The following is a 14,225-nucleotide window of genomic DNA, read 5'->3' as shown; positions in this document are numbered from 1 at the left end:
CCTAGGGTTTTCGCCGGTTTCGCCTATTCCCCCCGCCAACCCTCCTGATAGGTCACCTTATCCACCCCCGCGAACCGCCCGACGCGCAGCAATTCCGCCTCCAGTTTCTCCAATCTCCCCGCCGAAGCGCGCACACCCTTTTCCAGCCATAGCCTCTTCACATCCAGCGTCCCCGACTTGCGGTCCGCCTTCATGTCGATGCGGCCGATCATGCGGTCGCCTTCAAGCAGCGGGAAGACGTAGTAGCCGTATTGGCGCTTCGGCTCCGGCACGAAAACCTCGATCCTGTAAAAGAAGTTGAACAGCCGCTCGGCCCGGTCGCGGTTGCGCAGCAGCGGATCGAAGGGGCTGAGGACGCGCACGCGAGCCGGCGGGTCGGGGATGGGGCCGAGGTTTTCGGGGAAGCCGAGGAAGGCGAAGGAGGGACGCGGGCGGCTGCCGTCCGCCGCCTCGATCAGCACTTCCACCAGTTCATCGCGATGGGCCTTTACCCAGTCCTTCGCCTCGTCCGGGGTGACGAGATCGAAGAAGGCGGCAAGCTCGCCGGAGGTCGCGAAGCCGAGGCGGGTCATGGCGCTGCGGCAGGCCCAATCGATGAATGCCTCGTGGCTGACTTCCGGCTCGTGATGCTGCGGCGGAATCACCCGTTCCATCAGGTCGTAGATCTTCTGGAAGTTGACCCGGCCGGCAATCGCCAGCTTGCCGGTGTGCCAGTAATATTCGAGCGCCGTCTTGTTCGGGTGCCAGTTCCACCAGCCGCCGGACTTGTGGTCATCGGCCTTCATGTCGCGCGACATGATCGCGCCGTTTTCGGCAATGTGCTGGAAGGTCTCCTCGAAGGCCGCGTCGAACCCCTCGCCGTGCCATTTCCTCCAGCGCTCCGCAAGGATCGGCTCGCGGCGGCGAAAACGGTGTTTCCAATAGCGGAAGAAGCTCGCCGGGATGATCGAGGCGTCGTGCGTCCAGTGTTCGAACAGCTCGCCGTCCTTTTCCAGAAGCGCGGTCAGGTGTTCGCGCCGATAGGTCTGGTTGCGCGAGAACAGGATCATGTGATGGGCGCGCTCGACGGTGGCGATGCTGTCCACCTGCACGAAGCCGAGATCGTCGATGAGCTGCAGCAGGCCGGATTTGGTCAGCGCCCGGCCGGGCGGTTCGGAAAGCCGCTGCCGTTCGAGGAAGATCTTGCGGGCCTGATCGTTCGGAATGAGAATCGCCATGGATCTAGACTAGGATGTCGGCGAGCCGGATTCAATGTTCACGTTCGGTTCCGCATTCCCCTTCCCCATCTTCCGGTCTATAGACCCCTGAACATCGAGGGACAGGCTTGGATATCCGTTTCGAACAGGCAGAAGCGCGTTTCGAGGGACGCACCGTCGTTCATCCGCTGACGCTGTCGCTCAGCGAACGGCGGATCGGGGTGATCGGTCTCAACGGTTCCGGCAAGACGACGTTCGCGCGGATGATCAACGGGCTGGTGCTTCCTGCGGCCGGCAAGGTGACAGTCAACGGATTCGATACGGGGAAGGACGGCGACAAGGTGCGGGGCCAGGCCGGCTTCATCTTCCAGAACCCACAGAACCAGATCATCCTGCCGATCCTGAAGGAAGATATCGCGCTGGGGCTGAAATCGAGAAAACTCTCGAAGGCGGAAACGGAAGCGGCGGTCGAGGCCGTGCTTGCCCGTTTCGGCATCGCCCATCTTGGCGAACGGCGAGCGCATGAATTGTCCGGTGGAGAGTTGCAACTGGCGGCTCTTGCCTCGGTTCTGGTCACCCGGCCGGATATCCTGATCATGGACGAACCGACCAACCAACTCGATCTCAGAAACCACAGCCTGGTGGAGCGGACGATCCACAGCCTCGACGAAAACATCATCGTCATCAGCCATGACCTTAGCCTGATCGCCGATTTCGACCGTGTCCTGTTCTTCCACGAAGGCCGCCTCGCCCATGACGGCCCGCCTGCGGAGGTGATCGCGCGCTACCGCGAGCTTGCGGCATGAAGACGCTTTATGTGGAAGGCGACACGTTTCTGCACCGGCTTTCGCCACGGACGAAACTTGTCGGTCTCGCTGCGCTCAGCCTTTTTCTTTTCCTCATCCACTCGCCGACCGTTCTTTCGGTCTCGGCGACCCTCGGCGGCATCGTCTACGCATCGCTCCGGCTGGGATGGCACCAATCCTGGCTGCGGCTGCGACCGATCCTGCTGACCATCGCGATCGTCGCGCTCTTCACGCTGGTCCTTAACGGGTGGCACGACGCGTTGATCGTCATCACGCGGCTGACGGCGCTTGCCCTCTTCGCCGCGGCAGTGACGGCGACGACGAGCACCGGCGATTTCATCGACGAGATCACTCGGCTTGCCATGCCGCTGGAGCGCCTGGGGCTCGTCAGGGCGGCGGATATCGGGCTTTCGATCGGTCTGGTCATCCGTTTCGTGCCGGAGATTCTCGGCCGCTATCAGGCCATCCGGGATGCGCACCGCGCCCGCGGGCTGAAGGTCCGGCCGCTGACGCTGACGGTGCCCCTGATCATCCTGACACTCAAAAACGCCGACGAAATCGCCGCCGCCATTGACGCACGCGGCGTCCGGGCGCAAAAATAACTCCATATAACGACTGGGGATTCGCGTAGCATGACCACCCGTGATCTCGTTCTGGCCGCCCTTTTCGCCGCCATTATCGTGGCGCTCGGTCTCGTGCCACCCATCATGCTCGGGTTCATTCCCGTGCCGATCACGGCACAATCGCTCGGTGTGATGCTGGCGGGCGTCATCCTCGGCGCCAAGCGCGGTGGTTTCGCGGTGTTGCTGGTGCTGCTGCTTGTCGCGATCGGGCTGCCGGTGCTGTCGGGCGGACGCGGCGGCCTTGCCACCTTTGCCTCGCCGACCGCCGGTTACCTTGTCGGCTGGTTCTTCGCGGCCGTCGTCACCGGCTATTGTTCCGAGCGCTTCGTCGACCGCTCGCAGAGCGGCATCGTGCAGATCACCGGCTTTTTCCTCGCCGCCCTGCTTGGCGGCGTGGTTGTCGACCATGCGCTCGGCATCTTCTACCTTGCCTATGTCACTGGCACCGGGCTTTCGACCGCATTCATCGGCGACCTGTCCTTCGTTCCGGGCGATGTGCTGAAGGCGATGATCGCGGCACTTGCAGGCCGCGCCGTGATGGTCGGTTATCCGCTGCTGCCGCAACGGGCCTGATCAGCCGTGTCCCATCAATCCAGGTACTGATAGAGCCAGTCGCGCAGGTCTTCGGGCAGCGGCACCGGTTCCATGCTTTCGGGGTCGCAGGTCATCCAGACGATCTCGGCTTCCGCGACGGCCTCATTGCCCCGCAGCATATGTACGAGGAAACCTGCCGACTTTCCGCCGATCTTGCTGACGCCGATATGCGTGTGGACGACGTCCCCAAGCCTCAAGGCCGAGTGGAACGTGCAGGTGATCTTGCCGATCCTGAAGAACGGATCGTCCTTTTGCGGCTTGCGGCGGCGCCAGAATTCCGTGACGGCTTCTTCCGCTCGCGCGACATAGGATGACCGGAACATCTCCCCGTTCATGTCGACATCCCGGAAAGGAACCCGGAATTCCTGAGACTTGACTGACTCTCTGGCCACGATACCCTCTGGGTTGCACCCAATCATGTAAGACCATTCTTTCAAGCTAAACAAGCGTAAGAGCAAGGGGTTGCGGCTTGAAAAAGTCAGCTTTCTGCGCCATGTCGGAGAGGTCCAGACCGGACTGACCCTCACGAGGCCGCCGCATGACCACGCGCCTTTACGAACACAAGATCTTCCTCGAACACAGCACGCCTGAAGGACATCCCGAACGGGCGGACCGGCTGCGGTCGCTGGCGATCGCACTGGAACATCCGAATTTCGCCAGGCTCGACCGCAAGGACGCTCCCCAGGCGAACGAGGACGCGGTCCTGCTCGCGCATTCCGAGGAGCATCTGCGCGCCGTGATGCGCGAAATCCCCGAGGAAGACACGATCCGCCAGATCGAGGCCGACACCTATGTGGGGCCGAAGAGCTTTCAGGCGGCATTGACGGGCATCGGCGGCGCGATGGCGGCCGTCGACGACGTGGCGACCGGCAAGGTCGACAACGCCTTCGTAGCGGCAAGACCGCCGGGTCACCACGCTGAAAAAGACAAGGCTATGGGCTTCTGCCTGTTCAACAATGCCGCAATCGCTGCGCGCCATGCACAGCAGAAATACGGGCTCGAGCGCGTCGCGATCGTTGATTGGGACGTGCATCACGGCAACGGTACGCAGGACATCTTCTGGGACGATCGATCGGTGCTGTTCTGCTCGACGCACCAGATGCCGCTCTATCCCGGCACCGGCGCAAAGGATGAGACCGGCACCAAGAACAATGTCGTCAACGCCCCGCTTTCACCCGACACGGGTAGCGAATATTTTCGCGAAGCCTTCAAATCCCGCGTGCTGCCGGCGCTCGACAATTTCCGGCCGGATTTCATCATCATCTCGGCCGGCTTCGACGCGCACCACCGTGATCCGCTGGCGCAGATCAATCTCGTTGGCGACGATTTCGACTGGGCCACCGGCCGGCTGATGGAGATCGCCGGGAAATATGCCGGCAACCGTATCGTCAGCCTGCTCGAGGGCGGATATGATCTGGAAGGGCTCGCCGAATCGGCGGGCATGCACATCTGCAGACTGATGAAGGGATAGACGATGACCGAGAACACCGAGACCCTCGATGTGAGCGGCTATTCCTTCGAAAAGGCCGTCGCCGAACTCGAAAGCATCGTCGCGCGGCTGGAACGGGGCGACGTGGCACTCGACGAGTCGATCGCCATCTACGAGCGCGGCGAAGCGCTGAAGAAACACTGCGAAAAGCTGCTGACTGCCGCCGAAAACCGCATCGAAAAGATCCGCCTCGACCGGGCCGGCAAGCCGCAGGGCGTCGAACCACTCGACGGCGAGTGAATTTCCTCGACTAAAACCAAAGTCTTACGACCTTCGCGACGAATGCGTCATAAACCGATTGACGCACCGGAAGTGCCTCCCCATGATGGCCTCCATCTTATGGTTGTTTTGGGAGGAGACCATTATGAACTTCGGCGTGAAGGCCAGTAAAATCAATCTCATGTTCGTGGCGACACTTGCCGTTTCGACGGCATTTTCCGCCGCCGGCGCGAAGGCTGCGGAATTCATCAACGTACTGACGGGCGGCACGTCGGGCGTGTATTATCCGCTCGGCGTGGCGCTTGCGGAAATCTACGGACAGGGGATCAAGGACGCGCGCACGCAGGTGCAGGCGACCAAGGCTTCCGTCGAAAACCTCAACCTGCTGCAGGCAGGACGCGGCGAAATCGCCTTTTCGCTCGGCGATTCCGTCCAGGAGGCCTGGAAGGGCAACAAGGAAGCGGGCTTTCCCGCCAAGCTCGACAAGCTGCGCGGCATCGCCGCTATCTATCCGAATTACATCCAGGTGGTCGCCAGCGCCGATTCCGGCGTGAAGACGCTTGCCGATCTCAAGGGCAAGAGCCTTTCGGTCGGGGCGCCGGCTTCCGGCACGGAACTCAACGCCCGCGCCATCTTCACGGCCGCCGGCATGTCTTACAAGGACCTCGGCAAGACCGAATACCTGCCGTTCGCCGAATCCGTCGAGCTGATCAAGAACCGCCAGCTCGATGCGACGCTTCAGTCGGCAGGTCTCGGCGTCGCTTCGATCCGCGACCTTGCGACCTCGCTGAAGATCAACGTGGTGGCGATCCCTGCCGCCGAGGTCGCCAAGATCGGCGCGCCTTATGTCTCGGTGAAAATCCCGGCCGGCACCTATGAAGGCCAGACTGCGGATGTCGAGACCGCCGCCGTCGGCAACTTCCTGATCACCCATTCGGGCGTCTCCGACGAGACCGTCTACCAGATGACCAAGCTGCTGTTCTCCAACCTGCCGAAGCTTTCCGCCGCGCATGCAGCCGCAAAGGCGATCGACGTGAAGAAGGCGCTGGAGGGCATGCCGGTGCCGCTGCATCCGGGCGCGGAGCGGTATTACAAGGAAGCCGGGTTGGTGAAGTAATCCGCTTCGTCTTCTCTCGAGCGGGAGAAATGCCGCGCAAAGCGAGGCGGCGAGGGATGAGGAGCGGTCTGCCCCTCATCCGCGCCTTGCGTCTATTTCTCCCCGCTTCACGAGAAGAGGCCCGAAAATTCGAGTTTTTCCGGAGAGACGATGTCCGACGCGACAATGCTGCAGAACCAGAACGGTCCGCACTCGGCCGAAGAGCCGATCGAGGGCCTGCCGGCCGGCTTCGGCGAAGGGATCACCGGGCGGATTGCCTTCTGGATCGCCTTTGCCTTCACCCTTTTCCAGCTCTGGACGGCCGCCTACGGCACGCTTGCGAGCCAGATCGTCCGCGCCATGCATGTGGGCTTCCTGTTGCTGCTCGGTTTCGTGCTGATCGGCAATCTCGTTGCCAAGACGAAAGCCGGCAAGATCTGGTTCTGGGCGCTCGGCATCCTTGGCTTCCTGACCGGCGTCTATAACTGGGTCTTCTATCAGGACCTGATCGTCAGAAGCGGGTTCCTGACGACACCGGACCTCATCGTCGGAACCGTGCTGATCGTGCTCGTCTTCGAAGCGGCGCGGCGGCTGATGGGCCTGCCGCTGACGATCATTGCCGCCATATTCCTCGCCTACTGCTTTTTCGGGCAATACGCCCCCGGCCCGTTCATCCATCGCGGCTACGATTTCGAGCAGATCATCGAGAACTTTGCCTACGGCACCGAAGGCATCTACGGCACGCCGATCTACGTCTCGGCGGCCTATATCTTCATCTTCGTGGTCTTTGCTGCATTTCTGGAACGCGCCGGCATGCTGGCGCTATTCAACGATTTCGCGCTCGGCCTGGTCGGCACCTGGCGCGGCGGGCCGGCTCAGGTCTGCGTCATGTCCTCGGCGCTGATGGGCACGATTTCCGGCTCGGGCGTCGCCAATGTTGTCGCCTCCGGCCAGTTCACCATTCCGCTGATGAAGCGCTTCGGTTTTCGTTCGGCCTTTGCGGGCGGTGTCGAGGCGACCTCGTCCATGGGCGGGCAGATCATGCCGCCGGTCATGGGCGCCGTCGCCTTCATCATGGCCGAGACGCTCAACGTCTCGTACGCGGAGATCGTCAAGGCGGCCATCATCCCGGCCGTGCTCTATTTCGGCGTCTGTTTCTGGATGGTGTTCCTGGAAGCCGGCAAGGCCGGCCTCAAGGGCATGAACAAGGCCGACCTGCCGAACCCCTGGGCCGCCGTCAGGGAGCACTGGCCGCTGATCCTGCCGCTCGCTGCCCTGGTCTACCTGCTGTTTGCCGGTTATACGCCGATCTTCGCCGGTACGATGGGCCTGGCGCTGGTCATCGTGCTGATCCTCGGCATGCCGCTTGCCGCAAGCATCGGCCCGCTTGCCTTCCGTCTCGTCTTCTGGATCGTAATCGGCATCGCCGCCGCCTCGTTCCTGCGTTACGGGGTGAACTTCCTGGCAATCGTCATCCTCGCCCTGATCGCTGGCTGCCTCTTCGTCAAAGGGGGGCACGAGACGCTGGCGATCTGCCGCGACGCCATGGCGGAAGGCGCCAAGAACGCGCTGCCGGTCGGCATCGCCTGCGCCATCGTCGGCATCGTCATCGGCACGCTGACGCTGACCGGCATCGCCTCGACCTTTGTCGGCGCGATCATCCGGATCGGCGAGCACAACCTGTTCCTGTCGCTAGTCTTGACGATGATCACCTGCCTGATCCTCGGAATGGGCATTCCGACAATCCCGAACTACATCATCACCTCGTCGCTTGCCGGGCCGGCGCTGCTCGAACTCGGCGTGCCGCTGATCGTCAGTCACATGTTCGTCTTCTATTTCGGCATCATGGCCGACCTGACGCCGCCCGTCGCACTCGCCGCCTTCGCGGCGGCACCGATGGCGAAGACCTCCGGGCTGAAGATCGGCGTGGAGGCGACCAAGCTCGCGACCGCCGGCTTCGTGGTGCCGTTCATGGCCGTCTATACGCCGGCGCTGATGCTGCAGGATCCGGGTGCGATCGCCGCCGCGTGGGGTTATCCGGTCGAGGTCGCCTACGTCTTCCTCAAGGCGTGCTTCGGCATCGCGCTCTGGGGGACCGCAGTCGTCGGTTTCCTGTTCGCCCGCATGGCCCTGTGGGAGCGCCTGCTTGCGTTGGTCGCGGGTGCCAGCCTTGTAATGGCGCTTCCCTGGACCGACGAGGTCGGCTGGACCCTCGGCATCATCGTCGTCGCCCAACACTGGTGGCGCAAACGCAACGCGCCGACCGCACCGGCACTGACATGAGCACCGGGCAATGAGCCTCTGCATCCTGGCAGGCGGCAAGGTGACGACGCTCGCTCTCTCGATGTTCACGCTCTCCTGGACGCATTCGGTGCAGAAGACCGAATGGCGAGAGACATGGGCCGTGACGCCGGCCGGTCTGGAGCTTCGCCAAGCGGAGGTGAAGGGTTCCGGCGCGGGCATGGAGCCTGGGCCGGACGCGGAGGTGAAGGACGGCTGGTGGGTTTGGCACCCGACGCTGCCGCAGCAGCAGCGCGTTTCACTGGCGGCGTCCGGCATGACGCCGGGTGGATGGAGGCTGTGTCATACGGGGGGATGTATGGAGCTTGGGGCGACGGTAGGGGATGAGGTCGCCTTGAGCGGGTGTCGCTAATGCTCTCGGGGCATGGATTTTCTGGCATATGCAGGACATCGTCTGATCCGTAACGCCGTCGAGCGATGTTTTTCACGCCTTTCCGAAGCGGCGGTCAAACTCAGCTCATTGGCCGAGGAGCTGCTCCCGACGCTTCTCGTTGAACTCGAAACATTCCTGGCGCAGTATCCGGCCGACCAGGAACAGTGTAGCGAGTCCCTTCATGTCCTTCTTCCCCGGAAACGACCCGGTCGCGGGTGACGCCTTTGCCTGCGATGCGATCGAGAACCTGATCATTCCGCGCACCAGCGATATCGGCGGGTTTTCCGTGCGGCGCGCTTTGCCGAGCCGGCAGAAAAGACTGGTGGGACCTTTCATCTTCTTCGACCGGATGGGACCGGCGCTGCTGCGCGCCGACGAGGCGCTCGACGTCAAGCCGCATCCGCATATCGGGCTTTCCACCGTCACCTACCTGTTCGATGGCGAGATCAAGCATCGCGACAGCCTCGGCACCGAACTGGTCATCCGGCCGGGCGACATCAACCTGATGACCGCCGGCCGTGGCATCGTGCATTCGGAACGCACGCCGGAAAACCTGCGCGGCCATCCGATGTCGGTCTCCGGGCTGCAGACCTGGCTGGCACTGCCGGACGACAAGGAGGAGATCGATCCGACCTTCTCGCACACGGGCAAGGAGAAAATGCCGGTCATCGATGCGGACGGCGCGAGTGGCCGAGTGGTGATCGGCGCTTTCGAGGGCCTCGGTTCGCCCGTCTCGACCTTCACCGACACGCTCTATGTCGATCTCCACCTCGAGGCTGGGAGGCGCTTCCCGTTTGCGGCGGCGCATGAGGAACGGGCCATCTACATTCTTTCCGGCGAACTGGTCGTTTCCGGCGACCGGTTTGCGGCCGACCAGCTTCTCGTCTTCCGTTCGGGCGACGATATCACCCTCGAAGCTGGCGCTCCTGGCTGCCACCTGATGCTGTTCGGCGGGGCGGCGCTGAACTCCAAGCGCTATATCTGGTGGAACTTCGTTTCCTCATCCAAGGAGCGCATTGAAAAGGCAAAAGATGAGTGGCGCACCGGCCGTTTCGACATCGTGCCGGGGGACGAGGAGGAGTTTGTCCCCTTGCCCACGGCCTGAAATCGGTTAGAACCGAAGGTCATGCAACTTGAAAAAGCCTGCTTTCTTCTCATCTTGGGGAGGAACGTGCTTCCGGAAAAGAGCAGAAAAGGCCACCATTCGTGACATCAATCCCCGCCACGCCACTGCTCGACAAGGTCAAGCTTCCTGCCGATCTTCGCGAGATCGATGATCGCGACCTGACGCAGCTCGCCCGCGAATTGCGCGACGAGATGATCGATGCGGTCTCGCGGACCGGCGGCCATCTCGGCGCCGGCCTCGGCGTCGTGGAACTGACAATCGCCATCCACAAGGTCTTCAACACGCCGGACGACAGGCTGATCTTCGATGTCGGCCACCAGTGTTATCCGCACAAGATCTTGACCGGCCGGCGCGACCGCATTCGCACGCTGCGCCAGGAGGACGGGCTTTCCGGCTTCACTCGCCGGGCCGAGAGCGAATACGACCCATTCGGCGCCGCACATTCCTCGACGTCGATCTCGGCCGGCCTCGGCATGGCGGTCGCGGCCGATCTTTCGGGCTCGAAGCGCAACGTGATCGCCGTCATCGGCGACGGCGCGATGTCGGCCGGCATGGCCTATGAGGCGCTGAACAATGCCGGCGCGCTCGATGCGCGGCTGATCGTCATCCTCAACGACAACGACATGTCGATCGCCCCGCCGACCGGTGCGATGAGCGCCTATCTGGCCCGTCTCGCCTCCGGCCGCACCTATATGGGTTTTCGCGATCTCGGCAAGAAACTGACTGCCTATCTTGGCAAGAACGTCGACCGGGCGATCACCCGCGCCGTCGAACATGCCCGCGGGTACGTTACCGGCGGGACTATGTTCGAGGAGATGGGTTTCTACCATATCGGCCCGATCGACGGTCATTCCTTCGACCACCTCCTGCCGGTGCTGCGCAATGTGCGCGACAATGCCCGGGGCCCGGTCTTGATCCATGTGGTGACGCAGAAGGGCAAGGGTTACGCGCCGGCGGAAGCCGCCGCCGACAAATACCACGGCGTCAACAAGTTCGACGTCATCACCGGCGCGCAGGCGAAATCGAAACCGAACGCACCGAGCTACACGAGCGTGTTCGGCGAGGCGCTGGTGCAGGAAGCTGAGCTCGACGAGAAGATCGTCGGCGTCACCGCCGCGATGCCGAACGGCACAGGCATCGACAAGCTCGCGGACGTGTTTCCGGCCCGCACCTTCGATGTCGGCATTGCCGAGCAGCATGCGGTGACCTTTGCGGCTGGCCTTGCGGCGGAAGGCTACAAGCCGTTCTGCGCGCTTTATTCGACCTTCCTGCAGCGCGGTTATGACCAGGTTGTCCATGACGTGGCGATCCAGGGACTGCCGGTCCGATTCCCGATCGACCGCGCCGGCTTCGTCGGCGCCGACGGGCCGACCCATGCGGGATCGTTCGATACGACCTTCCTCGCCACCCTGCCGGGCATGGTGGTGATGGCTGCCGCCGACGAGGCGGAGCTGAAGCACATGGTGCGCACGGCGGCCGCCTATGACGAAGGCCCGATCTCCTTCCGTTACCCGCGCGGCGAAGGTGTGGGCGTCGAATTGCCGGAACGCGGCCAAATTCTTCAAATCGGCAAGGGCCGGGTGGTCAAGCAGGGCGCCAAGGTGGCTTTGCTCTCCTTCGGCACGCGCCTCAAGGAATGTCTGCTTGCCGCGGAGGACCTCGATGCCGCCGGGCTTTCGACAACGGTCGCGGATGCACGTTTCGCCAAGCCGCTGGACCAGGACCTGATCCGCCAGATCGCCCGCCATCATGAAGTGCTCATCACCATCGAGGAAGGTGCGGTCGGCGGCTTCGGCAGCCATGTTCTGCAGTTCCTGGCGACCGAGGGCCTGCTCGACAACGGGCTGAAGATCCGCTCGCTGGTGCTGCCGGACATCTGGATGCAGCAGGCAAGCCCGGATGCAATGTATGCCAAGGCCGGCCTCGACCGCGCCGGCATCGTCTCGACCGTGTTCAGGACACTCGGCCAACCCCAGATCGGGGTCGGTTTTGCCGGCTGAACCTGACCGTCGGGCTCTCCCGGACTAGAAACCGAGGCGGCTCAGCGGCCCGATGATCTTGCGATAGAGCATTGGCGGCGTGAAATCGCGCAGCACGTCGCGGCGTATTTCGGCATAGTCCTTCTTGTCCGCCGAATTCGGCCGCGGCTTGAAGAGCGTCGAATGCGACTTGCGGGATTCGTCCCAGGTCGCCGTGTAATAGTAGAGGGCGATCGAGTCCCTCGTCTTGTCTTCCGGATGATTCACGACGCTGGGATTGCCGTGGAAGGAGTCCGACGTGGTCGAGAAGGTGACCATGCGGTTGAACAGCGGGGTGAAACTGTGCACCTTGCCCTTCATCTCCTTGTCCCAGATTTCGAAAGAGCCGCCCCACTCTTCCCGCCAACCCTTGTTGAGATAGATCAGCGTGTTGAGCCGGCGCTCGACCTTCATCTTGGAATGAAGGTTGAAATCCGCGTGGATATCGAGATGACCGCCGTTGGCGGTCTCATGGACGCCGGCGCCGAAAAAGAACGGGTCGGGGATCAATCCCTCGATACCGGTCATCTCCTCCAGGAACAGGATGAAAGGGCGCGAATTCAGCGCATAGAACAGGTTCCTGGTGTAGGTCGGAAGCCGCTCCGGAGCATAGGAGACCTTCTTGTTCTCCTGCGCCCTCGCAAAAGTCGTCTCCTTTTCGGGACGATTCCTGAGGTCGGCCAGGACGTTTTCCAGAATTTGCTCGGGCAGGAAATTGTCGATGCAGATATGCGGATAAGGCGATGCCGATTGGTAAGCCTCGGCATAATTCCGGGCCATCGAGCGAGCAGCATCAACATCTGCCAGAAGAGTGTCCGGATCAATGGGATATACTAACTGCGCCATTACACTCCCCCCAGACTATACTTCGGTCAGAGTGTCATATTTTTTGGATGGCGCAACCGTGACAAAAGTCCATACTTCGAAAGCGTTAGTTGTTAGAGGGATTCCAAATCGAACCGCTCGTTTTAAAACCTGAATTTAGAATCAATAACTTCAGTTGACGGTGTCTCGCACTCCTGCAACCCTTTTCCAAGGCAAGGCTCCGAAGCAGCATCTTCCTACGTCGAATGAAGTAATGGACCCGACCGAGGGCGCTGTCTCTAGCTCCGCTCGCCCTCGATCACCATGTCGAACTGCACGACGTTGGAATAGATCGGTGTGCCGACGTCCATGGCGTAGCGCGAGCGGTAGATCTTGCCGCTGACTTTGAAGCCTATCTTTCGGCCGTTCCAGGAGGTCAGCTTCACATCGAAGATTTCGGATGAGCTATGCCCCTTGGCGGTCAGCGTTCCGGTGATGCGGGCGCTGTCCGGGCCGGTCTGCTCGACCCGTTCCGACCGGAACGAGATCGTCTCGAACCGAGAGGAATCGAAGACGGCGCCGGAGCGCAGGAAGGCATCGATGCGATCCTGGCCGGTGCTGACGCTTTCCGGCTTCAGGTCGAAATTCACCATGGAATGCGCGAGATCGCCGGCTTTCAGGTTGAACGTGCCCGAAAACTTGCCGAATTTTCCTTTGATGCCGCCGCCGCCCACCTGATCCACCGCAAAGGCGATGCGGGAACCGGGCGTGATGGCATAACGCCCGGCCGCCTCCGCGAGGCTCGGGACGTCGACCGCGGAGAAGCTGGCCTGGGGAAGCGACATGGTGAGCAGCATTGCTGCGATGACGGCTGTCTTGCGGGTCATGGTTCCGGCTCCTCGATTGACGTTTTGACGGTGCGATACCGGCTTCCGAGCATGCGGGTGAGCACGTCGTCGTGCCTGACATAGTGGTGGTAGAGTGCGGCGGCGGAATGCAGGAAGACGAGTGCCAGCGTCGAATAGGCGAGAACCGCATGGACGGTCGTCCACCACATCTCGGCGGCTTCCGACTTCGGCACCGGAAGATGCGGAATGACGACGAGGTTGAACGCGAAAGTGGGAATTTCGAGCGGCGATGCGGAAGCGATCATCCAGCCGGCCACCGGCACCACCACCGCCAAAGTCAACAGCAGATAGTGCATCGCATGGGCCGTGCGACGTTCCAGGGCACTCAGACCTTCCACGGGCTTCACGCGCACGGCGGTCAGCGAACGAACCAGCCTCACGGCGGCCATCAGCAGTGCCAGCATGCCGAAGGACTTGTGCCACTGGAAGAGCGAGAACTGCAGGGCGGGATCGATCGATCGGCGGGTCATGATAAAGCCGAGGACCAGCAGGCCGAGGATCAGCACCGCGATCGTCCAGTGCAGAGCAATCGCGACAAGGTCATAGCCACCAGCGGAGCGACGCGGCATGGGATGCTTCCGGAATTCTTCGGCTATTCACAAACGAAACATCGTACTTTCCAAGCCGAGCGGCAAGCGCCGTCGCGATCACGTTCATTCAATATTATTGAAT

General features: G+C 62.1%; 15 protein-coding genes. 10 read left to right on the top strand and 5 right to left on the bottom strand.

Annotated elements, in window-relative coordinates; translation table 11 throughout:
• Positions 1 to 23: 23 nt before the first annotated feature.
• A complete protein-coding gene (locus tag J2857_RS14880) occupies positions 24 to 1,217 on the bottom strand; it encodes a winged helix-turn-helix domain-containing protein (RefSeq protein WP_210010892.1) in 1,194 nt (397 codons plus the stop codon).
• 107 nt (positions 1,218 to 1,324) lie between these two features.
• On the opposite strand from J2857_RS14880, the gene J2857_RS14875 reads away from it, so the two are divergent.
• The 3 genes from J2857_RS14875 to J2857_RS14865 are packed head-to-tail and all read left to right on the top strand — an operon-like array spanning position 1,325 to position 3,198.
• Positions 1,325 to 2,002: an energy-coupling factor ABC transporter ATP-binding protein gene (locus J2857_RS14875; protein WP_210010891.1), complete on the top strand. Its 678-nt coding sequence runs from the start codon at positions 1,325 to 1,327 to the stop codon at positions 2,000 to 2,002.
• Positions 1,999 to 2,604: an energy-coupling factor transporter transmembrane component T family protein gene (locus tag J2857_RS14870; RefSeq protein WP_210010890.1), complete on the top strand. Its 606-nt coding sequence runs from the start codon at positions 1,999 to 2,001 to the stop codon at positions 2,602 to 2,604. Before J2857_RS14875 ends, J2857_RS14870 begins: the two co-directional genes overlap by 4 nt.
• Before the next feature lie 30 nt (positions 2,605 to 2,634).
• A complete protein-coding gene (locus J2857_RS14865; RefSeq protein ID WP_210010889.1) occupies positions 2,635 to 3,198 on the top strand; it encodes a biotin transporter BioY in 564 nt (187 codons plus the stop codon).
• Between the two features lie 14 nt (positions 3,199 to 3,212).
• Here the strand turns inward: J2857_RS14865 and J2857_RS14860 are convergent, their stop codons facing one another.
• Complete coding sequence (locus J2857_RS14860; protein ID WP_210010888.1) at positions 3,213 to 3,638, bottom strand: acyl-CoA thioesterase; 426 nt, start codon at positions 3,636 to 3,638, stop codon at positions 3,213 to 3,215.
• A gap of 119 nt (positions 3,639 to 3,757) precedes the next feature.
• On the opposite strand from J2857_RS14860, the gene J2857_RS14855 reads away from it, so the two are divergent.
• From J2857_RS14855 to dxs, 7 genes are all read left to right on the top strand, one after another.
• Positions 3,758 to 4,690 (top strand): histone deacetylase family protein, encoded by a 933-nt coding sequence (locus J2857_RS14855; RefSeq protein ID WP_210010887.1) that lies wholly within the window; start codon positions 3,758 to 3,760, stop codon positions 4,688 to 4,690.
• Between the two features lie 3 nt (positions 4,691 to 4,693).
• The gene (locus tag J2857_RS14850; protein ID WP_037084325.1) at positions 4,694 to 4,948 is read left to right on the top strand and encodes an exodeoxyribonuclease VII small subunit; all 255 of its coding nucleotides are present in this window, start codon (positions 4,694 to 4,696) and stop codon (positions 4,946 to 4,948) included.
• A 160-nt stretch (positions 4,949 to 5,108) separates the two neighbouring features.
• On the top strand, positions 5,109 to 6,044 hold the full coding sequence (locus J2857_RS14845) for a TAXI family TRAP transporter solute-binding subunit (protein ID WP_037084441.1): 936 nt from the start codon (positions 5,109 to 5,111) through the stop codon (positions 6,042 to 6,044).
• A 150-nt stretch (positions 6,045 to 6,194) separates the two neighbouring features.
• Positions 6,195 to 8,306 carry a TRAP transporter permease gene (locus J2857_RS14840; protein WP_210010885.1) on the top strand — a complete coding sequence of 704 codons (2,112 nt, stop codon included), beginning with the start codon at positions 6,195 to 6,197 and terminating at the stop codon, positions 8,304 to 8,306.
• Between the two features lie 10 nt (positions 8,307 to 8,316).
• Positions 8,317 to 8,676: a DUF1850 domain-containing protein gene (locus J2857_RS14835; RefSeq protein ID WP_210010884.1), complete on the top strand. Its 360-nt coding sequence runs from the start codon at positions 8,317 to 8,319 to the stop codon at positions 8,674 to 8,676.
• Between the two features lie 202 nt (positions 8,677 to 8,878).
• A complete protein-coding gene (locus tag J2857_RS14830) occupies positions 8,879 to 9,802 on the top strand; it encodes a pirin family protein (protein WP_210010883.1) in 924 nt (307 codons plus the stop codon).
• Positions 9,803 to 9,903: 101 nt separating this feature from the next.
• Positions 9,904 to 11,823, top strand: coding sequence for a 1-deoxy-D-xylulose-5-phosphate synthase (dxs, locus tag J2857_RS14825; protein ID WP_210010882.1), 1,920 nt, complete (start codon positions 9,904 to 9,906; stop codon positions 11,821 to 11,823).
• Positions 11,824 to 11,847: 24 nt separating this feature from the next.
• Here the strand turns inward: dxs and J2857_RS14820 are convergent, their stop codons facing one another.
• The 3 genes from J2857_RS14820 to J2857_RS14810 all read right to left on the bottom strand — a co-directional run bounded on the left by J2857_RS14820 (position 11,848) and on the right by J2857_RS14810 (position 14,122).
• Entirely contained in the window at positions 11,848 to 12,687 is an 840-nt protein-coding gene (locus J2857_RS14820; protein ID WP_210010881.1) for a 2OG-Fe(II) oxygenase, read from the bottom strand.
• Positions 12,688 to 12,944: 257 nt separating this feature from the next.
• A complete protein-coding gene (locus J2857_RS14815) occupies positions 12,945 to 13,532 on the bottom strand; it encodes a YceI family protein (RefSeq protein ID WP_210010880.1) in 588 nt (195 codons plus the stop codon).
• Positions 13,529 to 14,122, bottom strand: coding sequence for a cytochrome b (locus tag J2857_RS14810; protein WP_210010879.1), 594 nt, complete (start codon positions 14,120 to 14,122; stop codon positions 13,529 to 13,531). Before J2857_RS14810 ends, J2857_RS14815 begins: the two co-directional genes overlap by 4 nt.
• Positions 14,123 to 14,225 lie beyond the last annotated feature (103 nt).

It is taken from the genome of Neorhizobium galegae, from assembly GCF_017877055.1.
GTDB classification, from domain to species: domain Bacteria; phylum Pseudomonadota; class Alphaproteobacteria; order Rhizobiales; family Rhizobiaceae; genus Neorhizobium; species Neorhizobium galegae_D.
Note: the sequence above shows the minus strand (reverse complement) of the source record. Positions and strands in the feature narration are given on the sequence as shown.